This is a genomic window from Dyadobacter sp. NIV53, from assembly GCF_019711195.1.
In the GTDB taxonomy this organism is placed as follows: domain Bacteria; phylum Bacteroidota; class Bacteroidia; order Cytophagales; family Spirosomataceae; genus Dyadobacter.
On sequence record NZ_CP081299.1, the window covers coordinates 4450816 to 4473015 of the forward strand.

The 22200-nt window shown below is 41.5% G+C and carries 19 protein-coding genes; 6 read left to right on the top strand and 13 right to left on the bottom strand.

Features of this window, described 5'->3' with window-relative positions; translation table 11 throughout:
* Positions 1–53 precede the first annotated feature (53 nt).
* From KZC02_RS18280 to KZC02_RS18305, 6 genes are all read left to right on the top strand, one after another.
* Entirely contained in the window at positions 54–992 is a 939-nt protein-coding gene (locus tag KZC02_RS18280) for a dihydrodipicolinate synthase family protein (RefSeq protein ID WP_221390020.1), read from the top strand.
* A gap of 16 nt (positions 993–1008) precedes the next feature.
* A complete protein-coding gene (locus KZC02_RS18285; RefSeq protein WP_221390021.1) occupies positions 1009–2475 on the top strand; it encodes an aldehyde dehydrogenase (NADP(+)) in 1467 nt (488 codons plus the stop codon).
* A gap of 206 nt (positions 2476–2681) precedes the next feature.
* On the top strand, positions 2682–3662 hold the full coding sequence (locus KZC02_RS18290) for a 4-hydroxyproline epimerase (protein ID WP_221395102.1): 981 nt from the start codon (positions 2682–2684) through the stop codon (positions 3660–3662).
* Positions 3663–3787: 125 nt separating this feature from the next.
* A complete protein-coding gene (locus KZC02_RS18295; RefSeq protein ID WP_221390022.1) occupies positions 3788–5044 on the top strand; it encodes an FAD-binding oxidoreductase in 1257 nt (418 codons plus the stop codon).
* A gap of 136 nt (positions 5045–5180) precedes the next feature.
* Positions 5181–6620 carry an APC family permease gene (locus KZC02_RS18300; protein WP_221390023.1) on the top strand — a complete coding sequence of 480 codons (1440 nt, stop codon included), beginning with the start codon at positions 5181–5183 and terminating at the stop codon, positions 6618–6620.
* Positions 6621–6681: 61 nt separating this feature from the next.
* On the top strand, positions 6682–8238 hold the full coding sequence (locus KZC02_RS18305) for a M20/M25/M40 family metallo-hydrolase (RefSeq protein WP_221390024.1): 1557 nt from the start codon (positions 6682–6684) through the stop codon (positions 8236–8238).
* A gap of 106 nt (positions 8239–8344) precedes the next feature.
* Here KZC02_RS18305 and KZC02_RS18310 read toward each other — a convergent pair whose 3' ends face one another.
* The 13 genes from KZC02_RS18310 to KZC02_RS18365 form a co-directional block, all read right to left on the bottom strand.
* Positions 8345–8500, bottom strand: a complete 156-nt coding sequence (locus KZC02_RS18310) for a hypothetical protein (protein WP_221390025.1) — start codon at positions 8498–8500, stop codon at positions 8345–8347.
* Complete coding sequence (locus tag KZC02_RS18315) at positions 8497–8955, bottom strand: DUF6934 family protein (protein ID WP_221390026.1); 459 nt, start codon at positions 8953–8955, stop codon at positions 8497–8499. Before KZC02_RS18315 ends, KZC02_RS18310 begins: the two co-directional genes overlap by 4 nt.
* Before the next feature lie 253 nt (positions 8956–9208).
* Positions 9209–9643, bottom strand: coding sequence for a DUF1801 domain-containing protein (locus tag KZC02_RS18320; RefSeq protein ID WP_221390027.1), 435 nt, complete (start codon positions 9641–9643; stop codon positions 9209–9211).
* A 324-nt stretch (positions 9644–9967) separates the two neighbouring features.
* Entirely contained in the window at positions 9968–10468 is a 501-nt protein-coding gene (locus tag KZC02_RS18325; RefSeq protein WP_221390028.1) for an SRPBCC domain-containing protein, read from the bottom strand.
* Positions 10465–10785, bottom strand: a complete 321-nt coding sequence (locus KZC02_RS18330; protein WP_221390029.1) for a helix-turn-helix transcriptional regulator — start codon at positions 10783–10785, stop codon at positions 10465–10467. The genes KZC02_RS18325 and KZC02_RS18330 overlap by 4 nt, the downstream gene beginning before the upstream one ends.
* A 258-nt stretch (positions 10786–11043) precedes the next feature.
* Complete coding sequence (locus tag KZC02_RS18335; protein ID WP_221390030.1) at positions 11044–11409, bottom strand: hypothetical protein; 366 nt, start codon at positions 11407–11409, stop codon at positions 11044–11046.
* Positions 11406–11801: a hypothetical protein gene (locus tag KZC02_RS18340; protein ID WP_221390031.1), complete on the bottom strand. Its 396-nt coding sequence runs from the start codon at positions 11799–11801 to the stop codon at positions 11406–11408. The genes KZC02_RS18335 and KZC02_RS18340 overlap by 4 nt, the downstream gene beginning before the upstream one ends.
* A 10-nt stretch (positions 11802–11811) precedes the next feature.
* A complete protein-coding gene (locus KZC02_RS18345) occupies positions 11812–13185 on the bottom strand; it encodes a hypothetical protein (RefSeq protein ID WP_221390032.1) in 1374 nt (457 codons plus the stop codon).
* 153 nt (positions 13186–13338) lie between these two features.
* Positions 13339–14721 carry an aminopeptidase P family protein gene (locus KZC02_RS18350; RefSeq protein ID WP_221390033.1) on the bottom strand — a complete coding sequence of 461 codons (1383 nt, stop codon included), beginning with the start codon at positions 14719–14721 and terminating at the stop codon, positions 13339–13341.
* Positions 14722–14790: 69 nt separating this feature from the next.
* Positions 14791–16362, bottom strand: a complete 1572-nt coding sequence (locus KZC02_RS18355) for a glycoside hydrolase (protein WP_221390034.1) — start codon at positions 16360–16362, stop codon at positions 14791–14793.
* Positions 16363–16377: 15 nt separating this feature from the next.
* Positions 16378–17538, bottom strand: coding sequence for an NRAMP family divalent metal transporter (locus tag KZC02_RS18360; protein ID WP_229253662.1), 1161 nt, complete (start codon positions 17536–17538; stop codon positions 16378–16380).
* 163 nt (positions 17539–17701) lie between these two features.
* Entirely contained in the window at positions 17702–17830 is a 129-nt protein-coding gene (locus KZC02_RS32525; protein WP_255636878.1) for a hypothetical protein, read from the bottom strand.
* Positions 17831–18346: 516 nt separating this feature from the next.
* Positions 18347–22108, bottom strand: a complete 3762-nt coding sequence (locus tag KZC02_RS18365) for a hydantoinase B/oxoprolinase family protein (RefSeq protein ID WP_221390035.1) — start codon at positions 22106–22108, stop codon at positions 18347–18349.
* Positions 22109–22200 lie beyond the last annotated feature (92 nt).

Consider the following 22200-nt stretch of genomic DNA (forward strand, 5'->3'; position numbering starts at 1 on the left):
TGATTACTTTTGATAAAAGAAACATTGATATTTTATCTTAATAAAACCTATATATGAACAAAGAACTATGGCAGGGCATTTTTCCTGCATTGGTAACGCCATTTACAGCAGAGGATACAATTGATTTTGATCTTTTTGATAAGAATTTACAGGCTCAGGTTGAAGCCGGGATTTCCGGTGTCATTGTAGCAGGTTCGCTTGGAGAAGCCAGCACACTGACAACTGAGGAAAAGTTTGAACTGGTAAAATATGCTAAAAAATCACTTCCAGCTGGTATGCCGGTTGTATTGTGTATCGCTGAACAGTCGACAGCCGTTGCAGTTAACATTGCAAAACAGGCAGAATCCAATGGTGCGGACGGACTGATGGTGCTTCCTCCAATGCGTTACAAAGCAGATGATGATGAAACCGTTGCTTATTTTACAACTATTGCCAACAGTACGGTTTTGCCATTGATGATCTATAATAATCCAGTGGATTACAAGATTGAAGTGACACTCAGCATGTTTGAAGAACTGGCGAAAATCCCAAATATTCATGCTATTAAAGAATCGACCCGTGATGTAAGCAATGTAACGCGTTTGTTTAATCGTTTTGGAGACCGCTTCAGGATTTTCTGTGGTGTTGATACACTCATCATGGAAGAAGTTATGTTGGGTGCAGATGGTGTTGTGGGTGGTTTGGTGGATGCATTTCCAAAAGAAACCGTAGCAATTTTTAATTTGATCAAAGCCGGCCAATATAAAGAAGCAGTGAGTATTTACCGCTGGTATCTGCCATTGCTGGAACTCGATATTCATCCAAAACTGGTTCAGAATATTAAACTGGCAGCTGCACAGGTAGGAATCAGTTCGGAATATGTAAGAGCACCACGTATGGTTCTGACAGGTACTGAAAGAGAAAAAGTACTGGCCATTATCAATAAAGCAATTGAAACGCAACCCGTTTTGTCGGACTATTTAAATCTGACAAATGAAGCTTCTTTAGCATAAAGCTTAAACAGTCCCTATGAATATTTCAAAAGAAGGAATAGAAAATATATTGCAGAAAGCACAGGAAGCATTTGTTGCTATCGGGAAATTCGGTCTAAAGAAAAGGGTAACTTTCATGCGGAATGTGGCTGCTGAAATTGAGGCACTCGGGCCGGAGTTAATTACCACTGCACAGCAAGAATCACATTTGCCTGAGGGGCGCCTGGTTGGTGAAAAAGGAAGGACTATTTTTCAATGGAGAAGTTATGCGGATGCAGTAGAGCGAGGCGATTCCTTGGATGCAAGTATTGACACAGCCAATACAGAACGTACGCCGCCAAAACCTGATATCAGAAAAACGAATGTCGGGCTTGGTCCGGTTACTGTTTTTGGAGCGAGCAACTTTCCGTTTGCCTTTTCTACTGCTGGCGGAGATACCGCGAGTGCTATTGCTGCGGGCTGTCCGGTTATTGTAAAAGCACATCCGGGGCATCCCAAAACTTCACAGATCATGGCTGATGCAATAAGCCGTGCGGTTGAGAAAAGTGGTTTTCCGGAAGGGACTTTTTCTCATGTTTATTGTGAAACCAATGAAGAAGCCCAATTATTGGTGAGTGATCCTATTATCAAAGCAGTTGGTTTTACAGGATCTTACCGTGGAGGAATGGCGTTGGTAGAAGTAGCCAACAAGCGTAAAGAGCCAATTCCAGTTTATGCTGAAATGGGAAGCATAAATCCTGTTTTTCTTCTGCCGGGAAAATTGAAAACTTCTGCTGGCGAACTGGCAAAACAATATGCAGGTTCACTGACTTTGGGAGTCGGCCAGTTTTGTACAAATCCCGGTTTGCTGATTGGAACCGATGGAGAAGATCTGGACGGTTTTATTGAGGTTTTAAATGAAGAAATAAAAAAGGCAGCTCCGGCATATATGCTGCATACAGGAATTGCAAAGGCATATACTGAAAATCGTCAAAAGCTGGTTTCGCAATCGGGTGTGGATATTTTGGCGGTTGCCACGGTTGAAGCTGAGGAAGGACAGGGAGCGGCAACTGTGGCTTCTGTAAGCGGAATTGATTTTCTGATCAACAATGCTTTGCAGGAAGAAGTATTCGGCCCCTTTGCTCTGATTGTAAAATGTAAAAATGCGGATGAAGTAATTGCTGTAGCGTCAAAATTACACGGGCAACTGACTGCCACGCTTCTTGCAACGAACGAAGATCTGGCAGAAAGTGAAGAATTGGTTTCAGTCATTCAGAATATATGCGGAAGGATTATTTTTAACAATTTCCCGACCGGTGTTGAGGTTTGTAAATCCATGCATCACGGAGGGCCTTTTCCTTCATCCAGTAACAGTCAGTATACTTCGGTTGGTGCAGATTCGATCAGGCGTTTTGTAAGGCCGCTAAGTTTTCAGAACTGGCCGGATGAATTTTTGCCGGATGAATTAAAAAATGATAATCCGCTGAATATCTGGCGGACAGTTGATAACGAATTGACAAAGTAGCTGTCGGCTATCGGCGGTCAGCTTTCGACTGGGGAAAATCAGGCTTGGTAAGCCTTGGCGACCCCATCTAGGCGACCCCGTCTAGGCGACCCCGTCTGGGCGACCCCATATTTCAGGCTTGCCAAGTCTAAGGCGGCCTCCGAATGCTGATTGCCGAAAGCCGACCGCCGATAGCCCCCATAACCTATGCGTAAAACTTTTTTTGTATTGATGCCCATACCTGTGGAAATCCTGTTCGGGTAGTTGCTGGCGGTGGCCCTTTGCTCAATGGAAACAGCATGATGGAGCGCCGCCTTCATTTTTTAAAGGAATTTGACTGGATCAGAAAAGGACTGATGTTTGAACCACGCGGCCATGATATGATGAGTGGAAGCATATTGTATCCACCTGTTGATCCCGAAAATGATATAGGTGTTTTATATATCGAAACCAGCGGCTGTCTGCCCATGTGCGGGCACGGAACGATCGGAACTGTAACCATTGCCATTGAAGAAGGACTGGTAACACCTAAAATTCCAGGAAAATTACGTTTGGAAACGCCTGCCGGACTGGTATTGGTAGAATACGTTCAGGTGGGTAAAAAAGTAAAATCAGTTAAACTGATTAATATAAAATCTTTTCTTGCAGCTGAGGAACTGACAGTAGAATGTCCTGACCTGGGCACACTTACAGTTGATGTTTCCTATGGCGGAAATTTCTATGCTATTGTTGATCCGCAGGAAAATTTCAAAGGATTGGAAAATTATACTGCCGACCAATTGATCAGCTGGAGCAGGGTTTGCCGCAAGCGGATGAACGAACAATACAAATTTGTCCATCCTGAAAACGAACATATCAACGGTTTAAGCCATTTTCTGTGGGCTGGTGCCGTTTTAGATCCGGCATCAACGGCCAGAAACGCGGTTTTTTATGGTGATAAAGCCATCGACAGATCACCATGCGGAACAGGAACTTCTGCAAGAATGGCGCAATGGCATGCAAAGGGCAAACTTAAAAAAGGAGATCAGTTTATTCATGAAAGTATTATAGGCTCCAAATTTATTGGTACTGTTGAGGATGAAGTAAGCATCGGCGACAAACCAGCTATTATTCCCGGAATAGAAGGCTGGGCGGTCGTAACAGGTTATAATACGATTTTCATAGACGACGAAGAAGATCCGTATGCGTACGGGTTTCAGGTAATTTAAAAACGTCGGCCGTCGGCTTTTGGCAATCGGCCTTCGCTAAATTGAAGTAGGTAAATCATTACATAATAGGAAAGGCCATTTGGCCAAAAAAAGCCGGAAGCTGATTGCCGACGGCCGAAGTCATTATGAAAGATACAGGTAAAGCAGTAATTATCGGCGGTGGAATTATGGGATTGGCTTCGGCTTATTATCTCTTGAAAAGCGGGTGGAAAGTTACGCTGGTGGATAAAGGAGATTTATCAGATAATTGTTCACAGGGCAACGCGGGAATGATTGTCCCGAGCCATTTTATTCCTTTGGCAGCACCGGGAATGATCTCAAAAGGTATAAAATGGATGTTCAACAGCCGCAGTCCCTTTTATGTAAAACCATCCCTGGACTTTTCCCTGATCTCATGGGGATTGAAATTTATGAAGAGTGCGACACAAGCCAATGTAGAACGTGCCGCACCATTTCTGAGAGATTATCACTTGCTGAGCAAGCAGTTGTATGAAGATCTTGCCAAAGAAGAAGGGTTCGATTTTGGTCTGGAAAAGAAAGGCATCCTCATGCTTTACAAAACAGAAAAAGCAGGTGAAGAGGAAATTCATGTAGGAAAAGATGCGCAAAAACTGGGTCTGGATGTAGAAATGCTTTCCAAAGAACAGGTGCAGGATATTGAACCTGATATAAAACTGGATGTGTTGGGTGCTGTTCATTATCATTGCGACGCGCATTTATATCCATATGCATTATTTACCCAGCTTTTGAAATATATTAAAGCGAATGGGGGAGAAGTAATTACCAATGCCGAAGTGACGGGATATCAAATTAGCGGCGGGGAAATAAAATCCGTTGAAACCAGTCATGGAAATATAGGTGGCGACCTTATAATTATGACGGGCGGCTCCTGGCTTCCGCAGCTTTCTAAACTGGCTGGTTTGTCGATTCCTGTCATGCCCGGAAAAGGTTATTCTTTTATGGAGCCCAATGCTGAACACAAAATTGTACATCCGGCATTACTGATCGAAGCGCGCGTGGCAGTTACGCCTATGAATGGCCATGTTCGTTTTGGCGGCACTATGGAACTGGCAGCTTTAAACAACCAGATCAATATGAACCGTGTAGAAGGAATTGTAAATTCTATTCCTCAGTATTATCCTGAGCTGAATGTGGAAGTTCCTGCCAAAGAAAAGATCTGGTATGGTTTCCGGCCATGTTCACCTGATGGATTGCCGTATCTGGGATATAGTAAAAAACTAAAAAACCTGATCGTTGCGGGCGGTCATGGTATGATGGGGATCAGTTTGGGGCCGGCAACCGGAAAAATGGTGGCCGAGCTGGCAAACAGAACTGCGCTTTCTGCGAATATTAAACTTTATAATCCTGAAAGATATAATTAAAGGTTTTTCATTGGATTTTGCGTGAAGGTGACTTTAAACTGTAAACTTTTTACTATTGGCTTACTATCTGATTTTATAGTTTCAAATAATATTGTAGCTTACAACACCAAAACCTGACCTGATAATCCTAACCTTTATGTCACAAGAAAGTACCGTAGATACGACTGCCGAAACTACATCATTTAAACCCTCATTAGGGCTGGTCGATGCCACGATGCTCGTCGCCGGAAGTATGATCGGCTCGGGGATATTTATCGTGAGCGCCGATATTACCAGAAATACAGGAAGCGTAGGCTGGCTCATGTTTGTATGGGCCATTACAGGTTTTATGACACTCACGGCCGCATTGAGTTACGGTGAATTAAGCGCTATGTTTCCAAAGGCCGGCGGACAATATGTGTATCTGAAAGAGGCCTATAATCCGTTAATCAGCTTTTTGTACGGATGGAGCTTCTTCACTGTTATTCAAACCGCAACGATTGCAGCCGTCGCCGTAGCTTTTGCCAAATTTACGGCCTATCTCTTACCCATGTTCAGTGAAGATCTGGTGGCAATCAATCTTGGTTTTCTTCAAATATCTCCTGCACAATTACTATCACTGGTCCTCATTATCCTTCTGACGTTTATTAATACACGTGGCGTTAACAGCGGCAAAATTATCCAGACTACTTTCACCTTAACCAAGCTTTTAAGTCTTCTTGGCCTTATCGTTTTCGGACTGATTTTTATGGTTCCTGAAATATGGAATACCAATTGGGACGCATCTGCCATGTGGGACCTGCACAAACTGAATGTCGATGGCAGTATTGAATCCTATACTACTATTGCTGCTTTTGGCGCCATTGCGGCTTCCATGGTAGGTTCTATTTTCAGCAGCGATTCCTGGAATAATGTGACTTTTATTGCCGGAGAAATTAAGAATCCGCAACGTAATATCGGGTTGAGCCTTGCCTTAGGAACCATCATCGTGACGGTTATCTATTTGTTGACCAATGTCATGTATACCGGCGTTTTGTCTTTACAGGAAATCGCATCCGCAGATAAGGATCGCGTGGCAGTCAGTGCATCACATGTCATTTTCGGAAGTGCCGGAACGATCATAATCGCAGTTATGATCATGATTTCTACATTTGGCTGTAACAATGGGCTGATTATGTCAGGAGCAAGGGTATATTATTCCATGGCTAAAGACGGTTTATTCTTCAAAAAGGTAGGTGTTTTAAATAAAAATTCCGTTCCTGAATTCGGTTTGTGGATTCAATGCGTGATTGCATGTTTGTGGAGCCTGAGCGGGAAATATGGAAATTTGCTGGACATGATCTCTTTCGTTGTAGTTGTATTTTATATGCTTACTATCGTCGGTATTTTTATACTCCGCAAGAAAAGGCCGGATGCACCAAGACCTTATAAAGCTTTCGGGTATCCTTTCCTGCCAATTATTTACATTGTAATGGGCATCGCATTCTGTGTATTGCTGATCATTTATAAGCCGGAATATACCTGGCCCGGCTTGATCATTGTATTACTTGGGATTCCGGTTTATTATTTGATTGCTAAGAAAGAAATTGCCGCTTAGCTTACTAATTCAGGATTTTTGAGGAATTCCCAAATATCCCCAACCTTATATTTCCACTCCTATGAAACTAAGTTTTTATTCTTTATTACTCCTCAGTCCGGGACTTGTATTCGCTCAGGAAATTGATACGGGAGCCATGGCCAAAATCCGGAAGGAAGGTTATGATAACTCCAAAGTAAAAGAAATTGCACATCAGCTAACGGACGTGTCCGGTCCGCGCCTCACCAATTCACCAGGTTTTCAGCGTGCTGCCGAATGGTCGGTTGCTGAGTTGAAAAAATGGGGATTACAGAACTCCCGGATTGAAGAATGGGGCGAATTTGGAAAAGGCTGGCAGGTAGAAAAAAGCTATCTGGCGATGACCAAACCTTATTATATGCCTTTTATTGCCATTCCAAAAGCCTGGACTTCCGGCACTTCGGGGCCGATAAAAGGTGAAGTAATCATCATTGATATTCAGAATGAGGAAGATCTTAAAAAGTATGCAGACGGGAAATTGAGCGGAAAGATTGTACTGGTAAAAGGTAATGCCGATACAGACCCTACTTTTAAACCTGATGCAATCCGTTATACAACCGAAGATCTGGATAAAATGACCAATTCGCAGCCCATGGGACAAGGTAATTTTACTCCGGAGCAAATGGAAAAAATGCGTACAATGCGTTCTTTCAGAAGTAAAGTAGATAGTACTTTAAAGGCTCAAAAGATCAAGCTTGAACTCGCAGGCCGGAACGGAAAACACGGTACATTTTTTACCAGCAACGGTGCGTCTTACAAAGGCGATGCATCTCTCGCAGGACCGGCATTTGAAATGTCTCCCGAACATGCAGGGCTAATAACCCGCCTGGTAGAAGACGGTATCCCGGTAACTCTGGAAGCTGAATCGGCAACAACTTTTTATGATAAAAAGCTGACCACCGGTAATGTTATTGCCGAAATCCCGGGTACGGATCCAAAGTTAAAGGATGAAATCGTGATGCTTGGCGGCCACCTGGATTCGTGGCATAGCGGAACTGGTGCCACTGATAATGCTGCCGGTTGCACTGTAATGATGGAAGCGGTCAGGATATTGCAGGCGTCTGGTTTAAAACCAAAAAGGACAATCCGGATCGCACTTTGGTCAGGTGAAGAACAGGGATTGCATGGTTCCCGTAATTACGTAAAAAATACTTTTGGCGATCCGCAAACGATGAAACTCCTGCCGGCGCATGAAAAGTTATCAGCCTATTATAATATTGACAACGGGACAGGCCGCATAAGAGGAATTTACTTACAAGGTAATGAAGGTCCAAGAGCTACATTCGAAAAATGGCTGACACCGTTTGCGGATATTATCGATCATCCAACCGTTACATCAAGAAATACAGGCGGAACCGATCACCAGAGTTTCGATGCACTCGGACTTCCGGGCTTTCAGTTTATTCAGGACGGTATTGAATACAACACCCGCACGCACCATACCAATGCCGATACTTTCGAACGGCTGGAAATGGATGATTTGAAGCAAATGGCTGTTGTAGTGGCTGCCTTTGTATATAATACCGCTCAGATGGATCAGAAAATTCCTCGTAAGGAATTGCCTAAGGCTAAGCCTGCGGCTGCTGGGGTAGGGAGGTAGGTTCAAATTAAACGCAATGAACGCAAAGGGTTTTCGCAATGGGCGCGAAAGGTCTTTGCGTTTTTGTTGGTTCGCAGTCGTCAACGTTGACCGATGTAAATCTCAGCTACTTATTTAACTTAGGAAGTCCGGTTTTTGCCAAGATTTCGTTCGCCTTTTTAAGCTTTTCAGGAAATAATACTTTCCCTCTAAACTGTTCCAGATTTTTATCAAAAACGATGATCGGAACTTTTGATTTATTTAATTCATCTATTTTCATCATTCAAATCGGTTAACTTTTTTTGTCATCAAGAAGGCTTCATATTCCTCTCCAATAATAAATTCTTCCCAATTTCCTTCTTGGTTATAGCCAAATATAACGAAATCCTCTGAAATTTCTGTTAAGTTATTTGTGATTCCCATTCTATACAATCTTGTTCTCACTGCGGTGCTTCCGGTAGCCACAATCCATGCGTTTGGATGCTTTTCCGTAAATGCGTAAACAGTTGAAGCTACCGTTGCCAGGACTTTCAAACTATCACCATTATTTGTAACCGAAAGATCATCGATACTTTTTGTTGCTTCAACATAGTCTCCGAAACCTAAGTTATAAACATTTTCGGTGCTTGTTTCCGTGTACTCGACTACTTTTTTAATTAATCCTTTTGGCCCTTCACTTGTAAATTGGTAAAATAAAAACAGTTCTTCTGAACGATATAAATACTTGGGTTGCTTCATGTTGATGATTGAGTGCGGATATTTATTTCGAGTGTTATGTTACTTTGTCTGTTGGACTTTCTACACGAATTTTTATCGAGTTAACATACAAATACAGATTTATCAAGTCCAATTGTAACTTTTTTTGCGATCAGTTTGTCACTTTTCTATTATCCGATATGGTTTAAGTTGTTATTCTGTTCCAATTTCAGTCATATAACACCCAATTTGTCTGTAAATATTCAAATTTAACTTTCCTACCGACCGTATGATATTAGCTTTTGTCATTCGTAGCCTCAACCCCATACTTTATCGCGGCGACAAGTACATCAATATTTATATCTTTCAGCGCCTTAAACTTAATGCAATAACCGGTCACACTTGCCTTGCCTAGCTGCTTTCCAAACGTTTGAGCCAGGTATGTCTTATCTTTTATCCCAAGAATGTAGACAGAAATTCCGGTCGTGTTTGCGCTCAAACCAATCTGATAAAACTCTCTGGTTTTTCCGCCAGCAAGTTGCATGGTGTAGAAACCATATCCAATATTAGGGTTCGAAACAGTTTTATTTTCACTGTCTTTACCATCCAGAAACCATAATTTACATCCCGGCATTGCTTGTAGAATAGTGTCGTGCAATGCTTGCATGTCGCTACGTTTCGGTTCAGGTTGGCTGGTTAAATAGTCTTCGATTTGTGTTTCTATGTCCATTCTAATTCTTAAAAATATAAATCTGTCAACATTTGTAATTCCTTAACACAATAATGTTTACTTAAATAATTGGACATATCGCCATTTGATTGCCAGTGCTAGGTTACCGAGTGCGCGGGCCTGGCGAAAAAGCGGGGTGTGCGTGAGAAATGCGCGTTGAAGCTTTTTTTCGCCTTGACTTTTTTGTTACTTTTTTTGTCAAGAAAAAAAGTAAAAGCACTGGAAGCTGTACCATACTTAACCATATCTAATAAGTTGACATGAAGACACGACCACGGTTGAGTTCATTGCCAGCGTTGTGTTTTTGAAAACTTTTTGAACAAATTATTTCCGCAACAGAGTTGCTAATAACTCTTCCAAGCCATTCAACGTCATTGTAAACCCTTCTTTGAAGCCCATTTCAATCATCTTCTCCATGCGTTCAAGGGATTCATTGTAAATAGAAACACTGACTTTTGTCTTTCCGCTTTCTTCGCTGAAACTCAGATCCCATTCAGAACCAGGCAATTGAGGATTTTCATTTTCATCTGCAAAAGCATTCAAAAATTTGAAATTGGTTTTTGGACTAATGGAGGTATATTTTTGAAGCGCCCAACGTTCCTGTCCTTCCGGGCTTACCATTGCATAAAATCTCCGTCCGCCTTCTTCAAAATTCATCACTTTTGTTTTGGACGACCAGGGTTTTGGTGCCCACCATTGGTCCAGAATTTCCTGTTTGGTGTAAGCATCCCATACCATTGGAAGTTCGGCGTCAAATTCTCTCGTTATGTACACCGTTTTTGCTGGTTTGTCAACGGTAAAATCAAATAGTAAGTCGTTTCTCATTTTTTCTGTTTTTTAATTGTTAGTAATAAATTGTCCAATTGATTATACCTGATCTCCCAAATTTTCCTAAACTGGTTTAGCCATTCATCTACCTCCTTCATTTTTTCAATTTCAAGAGAGTAGTAAATTTCCCGGCCCTGCTGTTCCTGTTTTATCAATTCGCATTCAGTAAGTATGCGAAGGTGTTTAGAAACAGATTGCCGGGTCGTGTTAAAATTGTCGGCAATAGCGTTCGGTGTCATTGCCTGCATGGCGATTAAAGCAATAATTGCCCGCCTTGTCGGGTCTGCTATCGCCTGAAAAATGTCTCGTCTCATATTGTTTAAAAATTACTTACGCAGCCAATCGGTTGCAAATATATGTGCAACTGTTCGGTTTCGCAAGGTTATTGGAAATATTTTTGAAGGGAATGTTTAAGGTAATTCGAGTTAAGCTGTGTTGTTGGGGCAGTTACCCCAACGGTTTAGTTGTCACCGAATGCTGAAATTTCGATGCTACCGCTCGATTTACTTTTGTCAGTCAATTGAAATATGTCAGCCCAGGCTTGGGCTATACCTTTTACTTGGAGTCTTGGACTAGTCTCGCGATTTCCCATCAGGATTTTCTTTGGTTTTCCACATTCGATATCGATTCGTATTTTTATGTCGAAAATTATCCATGGAGGCTTTAAATTGCCCTATTATTAATATGGCGTCGCTGTTTGTAGGAAGTGTTTCGTCATCCAATAAATCTAAAAATGATGCAGTGGGTTCGTTAATCAAAAATTCTTTTAGTTGAGTTAGAACTCGATTTACATTTTTGACTTTAAATGGATTAAGTGCATCATCTGGTTTCTTTTTAGAAAATTCTTTCATTTCTAAATAAATTGATTCCGCTAATTCATTTAGCATTTCAAATTTAGTAATTTCTGCATCGGTTGGTAACACTTCGAGCTTTGTCATTTTTTTATATTTTTAGGTGGATAAGTTTCGATTTTCGTCCCCTTCCAACACCAGTATAATTTCGCCACACTTCCGCTAGTGGTATATTCTATTTTTGAGAAAATATTTTCTTCTCGTAAGCTTTCCATACAATTAATGTACTGGGACAAGACTAGTGTAACATCGCTGTTGGTTGGAAGGTCATCTTCATTAAAAATAATAAAGTCACTAAATGGTTTATATTCTTTTCCCAAAAGTTCATTTGTTCTTACTAAGACTTGATTAACTAATTTAAGTTTGAAAACATTTAATGCGTCTGTGTAAGATTTTTTTGATAGCGACGAAATCTCTTCATGAAGCCCTTCAAGTTGGTTTAATATTTTTTTGAAGTCATCAATATTTGAATTGTTCATAATTATTTTTTTAAGAAGGGCATGCCCTTGTGAACTCAATATATTTTTTCTTGATAATATCAATTGGGTTCCGTTGTTTACTCTCGAAAACCTGAGCCATTTGTTTTAAATCCATATCATCCAAAATCAAAATGCACTTTCTATGCGCGGACCACAAATCGATAATGTTTCGTTTTACCTTATCTGGTGGCCGGTTTCTTGTGACTATAATTCCAAATTTTCCAAATTGTTCTTTCAAATATCTATTTAATTGTAAAACATGTTCTTGCTTTACTTCATGAACATTTTTTAGTTCCATTACAATTTGAGTACAGCTATAAGTTTCATAAATTTCTTTCAGAAAGTCGTAAGATTTATTATTGTAGAATATTAAGTCCCGTATTTGCACTCCCGATTCGGTTCTGCTTTGTTCCTGAGCGAAATCTAAGTGTGGGTACACCATAGAAGTCATTAGTTGGCATACATTGTCTTCAAACTTCCTGTCTGCATTATCAATTTTTCCGGTTGGCAGTTTTGTGATTGTTGAGATTTTTCTTTTTGCAGATGTGATCGGAATTTGATGAAATAGAGGATCATTTTTACAATTATCCAATTGCTTTTCTCTAATTGCGGTATACGCTTGGACAATATCATAGTTCTGCCGGTTGAAATTCAGAAGTTTAATTTTATCTGGAAATACATCACCCTCTTTTTGAATATTTTTAGTGTAGTAATTATCAAAGTAATCGTCAGTATTGATCCATGGTATATGCCTTAGCCATCTTTTTGGTGTGAATAGTATCGGCTTTTTTGTGTTAGGGTTTAAAGGTAAATGAGTATCCTCATCACCAAAAGAGTTTGTCTTAGAATTGTAAAGGTTTTTCAATGTAACTTTTTCAATTGGAATACCGTATTTTTCTGATTGCTCAATTGTAAAATCAATCAGAAAGGATTGAATAAAATTGCATGCTATATCACTTACCCTATCTTTTGAAAAATTGTCAACTAATAATTGTATTTCTTCAAAATGAATGAATCCCGATTTTTGTATTTGCGGAATTACTGAGAACTGACTTAGGATATTTTTGGCTAGTTTTTCACCAATTCTTTTTCCCTCCTTTGTTTTTGAGTTACCTAGCCCGACCTCGTTGCATTCTGATGCTTTAATTAAAAGTTCAATGGCATCCTTTTCTCTGCCTTTTGAAAGTAGATGGCCTAAATGGTTAAAACTATTGGTTATTAGAAGATGCAACGAATTATCCTGCATTGAAGGTGATTTCCAAAGTAAAAATGGATCTAGGTATAGTGGTATATCTTCATCAACAAAAGGAATAGCGAAATCCACTTCTTCCTGTGTTATAGGAACATTGTAAAAATCGTTTAGTCTGGGTCTTGTTATGGACATGCTATGTTTTAATGTCGGGAAACTTTGTAATATGCGAAAGTTTTGCTCGACTATTCGCATTTATGTAAATATTATAAGTTGTTATTGAACTGAATTAATTAATCGGCAATGCCACTCTTTTGCCGATTAATCTTAAATCTCGAAATCCAATCCTCACCGCATCCCCTCAACCCCCTCAACACTTTTCACCAACTCCTTCCCCAGCACCCGACTCCCATTTTCCGTAATCAACACATCATCCTCAATTCTCACCCCCGTAAAATCTCTTAGCTTTTCCAATTCATTATAATCAATAAACTGAGATAGCTTGTTCTCAGCCTTCCAACGATCAATGAGAGTTGGAATTAAGTATAAACCAGGCTCAACAGTTACCACAAAACCGGGTTCCAATGCCCGTCCCAATCGCAAAGATTTCCAGCCGAATGTGGTGCCTTTTTTGAGATCTTCGGTGTAGCCAACGTATTGTTCGCCAAGGTTTTCCATGTCGTGAACGTCGAGTCCCATCATGTGTCCCAAGCCGCATTGGAAGAAAAGCGTGTGTACGTCGTGGGCCACGGCTTCGGCTGGGTCGCCTTTGATAACGCCGACTTGTTTTAATCCTTCCAAAAGTTTGGTGGCGGCGAGAGTATGTACGTCTATGAATAGAATACCGGGTTTGCAGGCTGCAACGGCTGATTCCTGGGCGTTCAGCACGATTTCATACATTTCCTTTTGTATGGTTGTAAAGCGTTTGCCGGTTGGAATGGTACGCGTCAGATCGCCGCAATAGCGCATGGCTGTTTCCGCACCCGCATCACAAAGGCTCATTTGTCCGTCCTGCATCACCAGATCGCGCGTATGTGTATGAAGGATTTCGCCATTTACGGTCAGGATAACCGGATAAGAAAGGTCTCCACCTTGTCCGATCGCGATGCTTTGCAATTTGCCTGCAACTTCTTTTTCTGTCATACCCGGACGGGTGATCCGCATGAATTCCAGGTGCATTTCCACAGAAGTATCAACGGCTTTTTCAATCTCCGCAACTTCTTCCGCCGATTTGTAGGAACGCATGGAAACAACCGCTTTAATCAGCGAAACCGAAGCTTTTGCCTGTGCTTCGGCCGGAGAAATGTTAAGCCAGTCGAGTAATTTCAACGAATGCTCACCACGATAAGGCGGCAGGAAATGAATATTTTGCTTTCTTGACGACACATCGTGAAGATAACCGGAAACAGCACTCAGTGACTTTACGTGCGTAATACCAGCTTTCGCCGCTTTCTCATGCAATGGTTCTTTTGGGCCGGTCCAGACAATATCATCAAGCGTCAGTTCGTCGCCAAAAATAATTTCCTGATCGTTGTCTATATCGATAACTGCATGAATCGAAGCGAAGTCCAGCCCAAAATAATACAGAAAAGTACTGTCCTGGCGGAAAGGATAAACATTGTCCCGGTAATTCATTCCGGATTCTTCATTGCCAAGAAAAAGTATTAATCCGCTTCCAACTTTACTTTTTAGTTCCTGACGTCTTTGTATGTAGGTTTGTTTTGAGAACATTTTTTTTGCTGTTAGCTGTCAGCTGTTAGCGATTGGCCGGACCGGCGTACCGCTGTTGGCTTTCGCGATTTATTGTTTGGTTAAAACTAATGTTTTGATTGATCTGGCAGGAAGAACGCTTCCCGCTTCCAGGTTTTTGCCTTTTATGAATTTCATGTTGACGTCTTTGTCTGCCGTGGTCAGGTATTCGTCGAATTCATTTGCGAACTTAAAATTACTTATAATGGGTTTAAAGATACGGTTTTCAGTAGTGTAATTGATAGCTACCAAAACAAGCTGTTTGTCATTCATATAAGCAGTTACCATCACATCCTGAGCGATTTGTACAGGTGTTAGCTTATCGTTTCTGTCCACATTCAATCGGTTCATTCCAGGTCGTATGAATCGGCTGTAATGTCCGAGTGCCCAAAGATTTTTGGTAGCCGTTATCGTGCCGTCTGTGTATTCTTTATTTGTTGGATTTAGCGCAATGACGTAATAACGTGTATCAAAATCTGCACTTCCGGGTTCCCAGCTATTCCAGAGTTGCCAGGCTGATGCGTTTCCGTATACAAGATCGTCATGAATCACTTTGGACAAAAACAAAGCGCAATCGATTGCCGGGATTTTCCTAGTTTTTCCTTCTTTATAACCATCAGCAAGCATGGAATATTCCGTTTGCCAGAATTCTACGCCGTACTTTTTGGTGGTGTCCGCCACATGTTGCCGGATTGCGATTCGGCTGCTATCACCCTTATCCGTAAAATAGCTATGACCGCCGATAAGCGCCGGAAGGTGTTTCAGTTTCGTCAATTGTAATGGACTGTTCTTGTTGAAAAATGATTGAGTCTGTTTACTTGCCAGTCCTGTTTTGGCATACAAATAATCAAGTTGTCCGGCTTCTGTAATCAGGATTTTTGAAGTTGAATTTGTTTTGGTCAATGCGCTGTCGAGAGCGGTAACAACCTTGGCTACTTCTTCATTTTTCCACGGACTTCCTTCTTGTTTGGCTTTTCCATCGGCGTGCGACCAATCCCATTGCGGCTCATTAACCGGACTAATGTATTTAAAATGAAGGCCTTCTTTGTCAAAATGATCTAAAACAGTTGCCAAAAATTTTGCATAATCTGCGTACTTGTCCTGTTTCAGATTCGATACATAATCCTTCTCCGTTTTATATCCCAACCCATTTTTTGTGAATTGAACAGGAGGTGTATTGGAGAAAGCGATCAGATTTTCGACACCATATTCCTTTGCTTTTTTGGTAAACCACAAGTAGCCGGATTGCTTGGTCCAGTCGTAAGTTCCGTCGGGTTTCAAAAAGCTTTCCACACGTTTACGAAAATCGGTGATTTTACTGCTATCACCCTGTTCAGCGGTGCCGCCGCCAATATTAAATCGCCAGGCTGATAAACCAATTCCTTTCGGATTACCCGTTTTATCGATTTCCTTGCTAAAAAGCCACTCAGCCATTTGCTCGCGGTTTTGAGTTGGCCAATGTTTGCCAATACCTTCCGAAAACCATGCACCGGCTGCTCCAAAGTTGTCAATTCTTTGTGCCTTATTTTTTGCGTCAATTTTAACAATTAATGGTTCTGCATTTTGTCCAAAAGCAATGGTAGAAGCCGTAATGAACAAACAGAATGAAAAAAACTTAAACATAATGGAATCTGATTTTTAGAATAATTTGGCTCCCATCGCTATCAGGACTGCGACCACAATCCATCCGGCGATTTGAAGTAATAACGGGTGTTTGTACGTTCCGACCAACCTGGCTTTTCGGCTGGCCACCAATAAAATGGCCAATGCGATGGGTAACACGAAACCGTTGAGCGTTCCTACAAAAATCAAAACCTTCACCGGTTTACCTACCAAAAGGAAAATAAGTGTGGAAATGAATATGAAAACGATCGTTAGATATGTGTGATATTTTTCCAGAAACGGGTGGAAAGATCTGAGAAATGATATGGAAGTATATGCGGCTCCGACCACAGATGTAATCGCCGCACACCAGATCATGAGCCCAAACATTTGTCTGCCAAATGTACCGGCTGCATTTTCAAAGACGGAGGCTGTCGGGTTTTCAGGGTTGATACTGACGCCTGTAAGAATGATTCCTAACGTTGCCAGAAAAAGCAAATAGCGAATGACGGCGGTGACCAAAATTCCGGTCGAAGCACTCCGATTGACTTCTGGTAAAGAGCTTTCGCCTTTGACGCCCGAATCGAGCAAACGATGTGCTCCGGCAAATGATATGTATCCACCAACGGTTCCTCCGACAAGTGTGAGCGTTGCAATTGGGTCAAATTTTTCGGGTAAAAAAGTATGGTGAATGGCAGCCAGGAATGGTGGATGAGAAGTGAAAGCAACATAGAGAATGAGACCGATCATGAGCAAGCCCAGTACTTTAGAAAAACTATCCATGGCTTTTCCTGCTTCCTTAAACAGGAAAATAGCAATGGCCATAGCCGCACTTCCGATCGCCCCAATATTGACAGGAATCCCAGTCATAGCTTCAATTCCCAGCCCTGCTCCGGCCACATTGCCGATATTGAAAGCCAGACCTCCAACCACAATCAGAAACGCAAGCAGATAGCCAAGGCCAGGAAAGAGTTCATTTGCAAGATCTTGCGCACGTTTTCCGGAAACGGTGATAATCTGCCAGATATTAAACTGAACGCACAGGTCGATGACCACGGAGATTAGGATGATAAAGCCGAAACTGGTAGTGAGTTGCTCGGTAAAAACGGTAGTCTGCGTAAGAAACCCCGGCCCCACGGCAGAAGTAGCCATCAAAAATGCAGCCCCGAGAAGGGTATTGGAGGATTTGTTTGCCACTGCTTGGTTAGGGTTTAAGGTTACACAGAGAACCACGGAGAAAATCAGAGAGCCACAGAGAAATAGAAAATTAACTCCGATTCGTTCCTGAGTTTAGGATACTGAAATTAACTCTGTGGTTCTCTTTTTTACTCTGTGGCTCTCCGTGTAACCTATTGTTCCGTCATAATAATTCAATTTTCTCTATTTTCCCAACGCCACCGCCGCCAGGCGTTTTTATTGTTAGAATATCTACACTTCCCACTTCGCGGCTCACGATACCTGGTAATTTCGAGGTTACACAGAGATGCACGGAGAAAGGATGAGGGGACAGAGAAATAATTTTAACTCTGTGTAACTCTTTTTTTTCTCTGAGAAACTCTGTGTAATTCTTCCCGTTAATAATATTTTCTCAATTTTCCATGGCCACCGCCGCCAGGCGTTTTTATTGTTAGAATATCTACACTTCCCACTTCGCGGCTCACGATACCTGGTAATTTCGAGGTTACACAGAGATGCACGGAGAAAGGATGAGGGGACAGAGAAATAATTTTAACTCTGTGTAACTCTTTTTTTCTCTGAGAAACTCTGTGTAATTCTTCCCGTTAATAATATTTTCTCAATTTTCCATGGCCACCGCCGCCAGGCGTTTTTATTGTTAGAATATCTACACTTCCCACTTCAAGGCTCACGATACCTGGTAATTTCGAGGTTACACAGAGATGCACAGAGAAAGGATGAGGGGCACAGAGAAATAATTTTTAACTCTGTGTAACTCTTTTTTTCTCTGTGAAACTCTGTGTAATTCTTCCCGTTCATAATATTTTCTCTATTTTCCAAACCCACCGCCGCCAGGCGTTTTTATTGTTAGAATATCTCCGCTCGCCACTTCGAGGCTTACAATTCCAGACAATTTTGAGGTTACACCACCTGAAACCATAGTGTGTTCTCCGCATTTTCCATCATCCCCACCATCCAATCCATATGGAGCATACTTACGATGCTGGCCTAATAATGTTACTTGCAGTGGTTCGAGGAACTGTATTTTTCGCACAATGCCATCTCCGCCATTGAATTTCCCTTTGCCGCCTGAACCTTTTCGGATCCCGAATTCCAGTAACCTTACCGGATATTTGCGTTCCAATTGTTCCGGATCAGTGATGCGTGTATTGGTCATATGCTGGTGAACGGCAGATCTTCCGTGGAATCCTGGCCCGGCTCCGACACCGCCTCCTATTGTTTCGTAGTAACCGAAATTTTTGTTTCCAAAAAGGAAGTTATTCATCGTTCCCTGGCTGCAAGCTGCAAGTTTGAATGCTTTTAGTAAAGTATCTACCAGTCGTTGGCTTACTTCTGTATTTCCACCGACTACGGCCGGGCACAGTAAAGGGTTGTCAGAAAAGTTGGGATGAAGAAAACTGTTATCGGGCAATATGATTTCTACGTTTTTCATCAACCCATCGTTCAAAGGAATTTCCTTGTTTACGAGTAATCTTAAAACATATAAAATAGCGCTGTAAAGAATGGAAATATTGGCATTCAGGTTGTTTGGATGAACGGAAGATGTTCCTGTAAAATCGAAAATTTGTTTATTTGTATCAATAGAAATTTTAACCTGGATCCGATGATCATCGTCCAGATATTCTGTGGCTTCGAAGGTTTTTCCGTTCAATGGCGACAACGTATTTTCGAGCTGAGAAATAGCACTTGCTTTTAACAAGTGCATATATTTTTTTACCGTGGATAAACCATGAATGTCGATCAGTTTCAGCAACTGCTGGCTTCCTTTGCGAAGTGCAGACAAGGCAGCGATAATATCTGCTTCATTTAAAAGAAAGTTACGAGTTGGATAGAGGCCGGAAGTGAAAAGCTGTCTGATCGTTTCCCATTGAAATACGCCACTCTTAACCAAATATTGAGGTAAGATAACGACACCTTCCTCGGCCAGACAAGTTGCATCCGGCGGCATTGATCCTGGCGTTTTTCCTCCGATTTCAGCATGATGCGCACGGTTTATAACATATCCTACACATTCATTTTTATCAGTAAAAACACCTGAGATGAGCGTAATATCCGGCAAATGCGAGCCTCCATATTTCGGATGATTGGTGATAATCACATCTCCCGGGCCAATATTAATCACATCTCTGACCAGCCTTCCGCAAATGCCCACACTTCCCAGGTGCACAGGAATATGTTGCGCATTTACCAAAAGTTCACCTTCTGAATCCAGCAAAGCGCATGAAAAATCCAGTCTCTCTTTCACATTAACCGAAAAAGCAGTTCGTTGTAATTGAACGCCCATTTCGTCCGCTATGGATTTGAAGCGATTCGTGAATAATTGCAAAGCGATTTCTTCGCTATGTTCTGTTGCAGTGATCTTGTTTGTTGCCGTTTTAAAAACAATTGCATCTTTGTTTTCCTGAATTACCAGTTTCCAGCCTTCGGGAATATATGCAGTGGAAGTATTGTTTAGCAAGATAGCTGGACCCGTCACTTCGTCAGCACGCGACAGAAGATCCCATTCATACAGCTTCGTCAAATTACCTTCGTGGTTCGTGCCAAATTTAGATTGCACCTCTCGCAATGCCTTCGCCGGGTTACCAGTTTGAATGAGTTCCTGAGAAACGTTTCTTACTGTGTTTTCCTGAACTTTCAGCTTGATACTTTCCAGTTCGATATTTAAATTTTCAGGATAATAGCCGAATTGGGAAATATAGGTTATTTTGAATTGATCAATTGTTTCTCCCTTATGGTAGGGAATTTCAATGGTATTTTCCTGACCTGCAAAACGTAAGAAAACGGAGCAAAATGAAACCTCATAATTGGTAATTCCTTGCTTAGCCAGTTCTTTTTCAGCATCAACAATCAATTCACTTTTCCATAATTCAATTTGGTTCTCAGCTTCTGTCCAGGGAAGTAATATTTGTTTTGAAACAATGGTGCTGACCAAGGCCTGGCCAATACCAACGGCGCTAAAAAGACCGGCGTCGTATGGAATAATAACTTTATCAATTTCGAGCAAATCTGCCAATTGGCAACTATGTAATCCGCCTGCACCACCGAAAGTGATTAATGCGTATTCACTCGGATTGATGCCTTTTTCGACCGAAATTTTTCGAATTGCATCGGCCATTTTTTCATTGGTAATCCTTTCAAGTCCCAGCAGGATTTCCTGTTGAGATAATTGATTCTCCGTTTGTGAAAGAATAGAATCACGAAGGTTTTCCAGCGCTTCAACAGCCGCATCCATTCGTATCGGAATACCGAATTTGCCGGAATCCAGTTTACCCAAAAGAAGATTTACGTCCGTAATCGTCAACGGTCCGCCTGCTCCATAACATGCCGGACCGGGTGATGCACCTGCACTTTCGGGACCAACCTGCAAAGTGAAACCATCGAACCAGCAAACAGAACCGCCGCCAGCGGCAACTGTTTCAATTGCCAGCGTCGGATTATGAAATTCAATGCCGTCGATTTCAGTGATATATTTTAATTCCGGTTCACCGTCGATCCGGGCAACATCGGTACTTGTGCCGCCCATATCAAAAGTCAGTGCTTTTGGAAAACCCAAATTCCGTGCCGTATTAGCCGCTGCAACCATTCCACCTGCCGGACCGCTTAGTAAACTGTCCTTTGCGCGAAATCCGACCAGTTCAGAAAGGCTTCCTGTACTTGTCATAATTTTCAGGCTTCCGGAGCCAAGTGAATGTTTAATGTTTTTCAGATAAACATCCAAAACCGGATCAAGATAAGCATTGACAACCGCCGTTTGCGTTCTTCTCAGGTAATGAGAAAAAGGAAATAGACTGGCCGACGATGAGATGTATTTAAATCCATTTTCCTTAAAAGAAGATCCCAGCGCCTTTTCATGCACAGCATTTTGGTAAGAATGCAGTAGGGAAATGGCAACTGACTCGAAATCGGTTTTATACGTTGCAGGCAAATCTGAAATGTTTAATTCGCTTATTACCTGACCATTTGCGTCGAGTCGCTCATCAATTTCCAGAACATCGGTGTACAGCAACCTTGGTTCAGGAATATTGAGCTGGAAAAGAGAAGGTCTTTGCTGATTACCGATGTACAGTAAATCCTTAAATCCTTTGGTAACAACAAGTAAAGTTTTCGCTCCTTTTCTCTCTAAAAGTGCGTTTGTTCCCTTGGTCGTTCCTAACCGCATTTCTATCGGAGGAAGCGCGTTCTTTAATGGGGTTTTGGTTAAAAGTCGGGCTGCAAGAACAGGAGCTTCTTCACCGCTTGAAAGTTCAAAATCTGAATTTTTGTAAAATGGTAAATCAATATCAATAGTTAATAACTCAGAATTGTAATCGATTGATGCTAGTGAAGCTGGCTGCTCCATGTTTCCAATTCGAAAATTATAACCCTCCAACAATCCACTTTCATATTTCCAGGGCGACTCAAATTTGTATGTGAAAGGAGCAGTTTTGCCAATAATTCTTCCCCGTAACCGTGAGGAGCTAAGTACTTTTACTCTCGTTAAATTCCCGGCAGGATCAATAGCAAGGCAGTCCGTAAATGTTCCTCCGGTATCAATACTGATTTTCCAGACTGGTTTATTTGAAGTATTCAAGTTTAGGAGTTTAGCGCAAAAAAGTTATTTGATTGCCAAATTACTGTGTATAATGTATAAAACCAGTAATAAGAGCACAGTTTCACGCAAAG

Excerpts from the sequence above, each read along its gene's own strand:
- KZC02_RS18280 (WP_221390020.1), top strand. The coding sequence starts at position 54 with ATGAACAAAGAACTATGGCAGGGCATTTTTCCTGCATTGGTAACGCCA.
- KZC02_RS18285 (WP_221390021.1), top strand. The coding sequence starts at position 1,009 with ATGAATATTTCAAAAGAAGGAATAGAAAATATATTGCAGAAAGCACAG.
- KZC02_RS18295 (WP_221390022.1), top strand. The coding sequence starts at position 3,788 with ATGAAAGATACAGGTAAAGCAGTAATTATCGGCGGTGGAATTATGGGA.
- KZC02_RS18300 (WP_221390023.1), top strand. The coding sequence starts at position 5,181 with ATGTCACAAGAAAGTACCGTAGATACGACTGCCGAAACTACATCATTT.
- KZC02_RS18305 (WP_221390024.1), top strand. The coding sequence starts at position 6,682 with ATGAAACTAAGTTTTTATTCTTTATTACTCCTCAGTCCGGGACTTGTA.
- KZC02_RS18310 (WP_221390025.1), bottom strand. The coding sequence starts at position 8,500 with ATGATGAAAATAGATGAATTAAATAAATCAAAAGTTCCGATCATCGTT.
- KZC02_RS18315 (WP_221390026.1), bottom strand. The coding sequence starts at position 8,955 with ATGAAGCAACCCAAGTATTTATATCGTTCAGAAGAACTGTTTTTATTT.
- KZC02_RS18320 (WP_221390027.1), bottom strand. The coding sequence starts at position 9,643 with ATGGACATAGAAACACAAATCGAAGACTATTTAACCAGCCAACCTGAA.
- KZC02_RS18325 (WP_221390028.1), bottom strand. The coding sequence starts at position 10,468 with ATGAGAAACGACTTACTATTTGATTTTACCGTTGACAAACCAGCAAAA.
- KZC02_RS18330 (WP_221390029.1), bottom strand. The coding sequence starts at position 10,785 with ATGAGACGAGACATTTTTCAGGCGATAGCAGACCCGACAAGGCGGGCA.
- KZC02_RS18335 (WP_221390030.1), bottom strand. The coding sequence starts at position 11,409 with ATGACAAAGCTCGAAGTGTTACCAACCGATGCAGAAATTACTAAATTT.
- KZC02_RS18340 (WP_221390031.1), bottom strand. The coding sequence starts at position 11,801 with ATGAACAATTCAAATATTGATGACTTCAAAAAAATATTAAACCAACTT.
- KZC02_RS18345 (WP_221390032.1), bottom strand. The coding sequence starts at position 13,185 with ATGTCCATAACAAGACCCAGACTAAACGATTTTTACAATGTTCCTATA.
- KZC02_RS18350 (WP_221390033.1), bottom strand. The coding sequence starts at position 14,721 with ATGTTCTCAAAACAAACCTACATACAAAGACGTCAGGAACTAAAAAGT.
- KZC02_RS18355 (WP_221390034.1), bottom strand. The coding sequence starts at position 16,362 with ATGTTTAAGTTTTTTTCATTCTGTTTGTTCATTACGGCTTCTACCATT.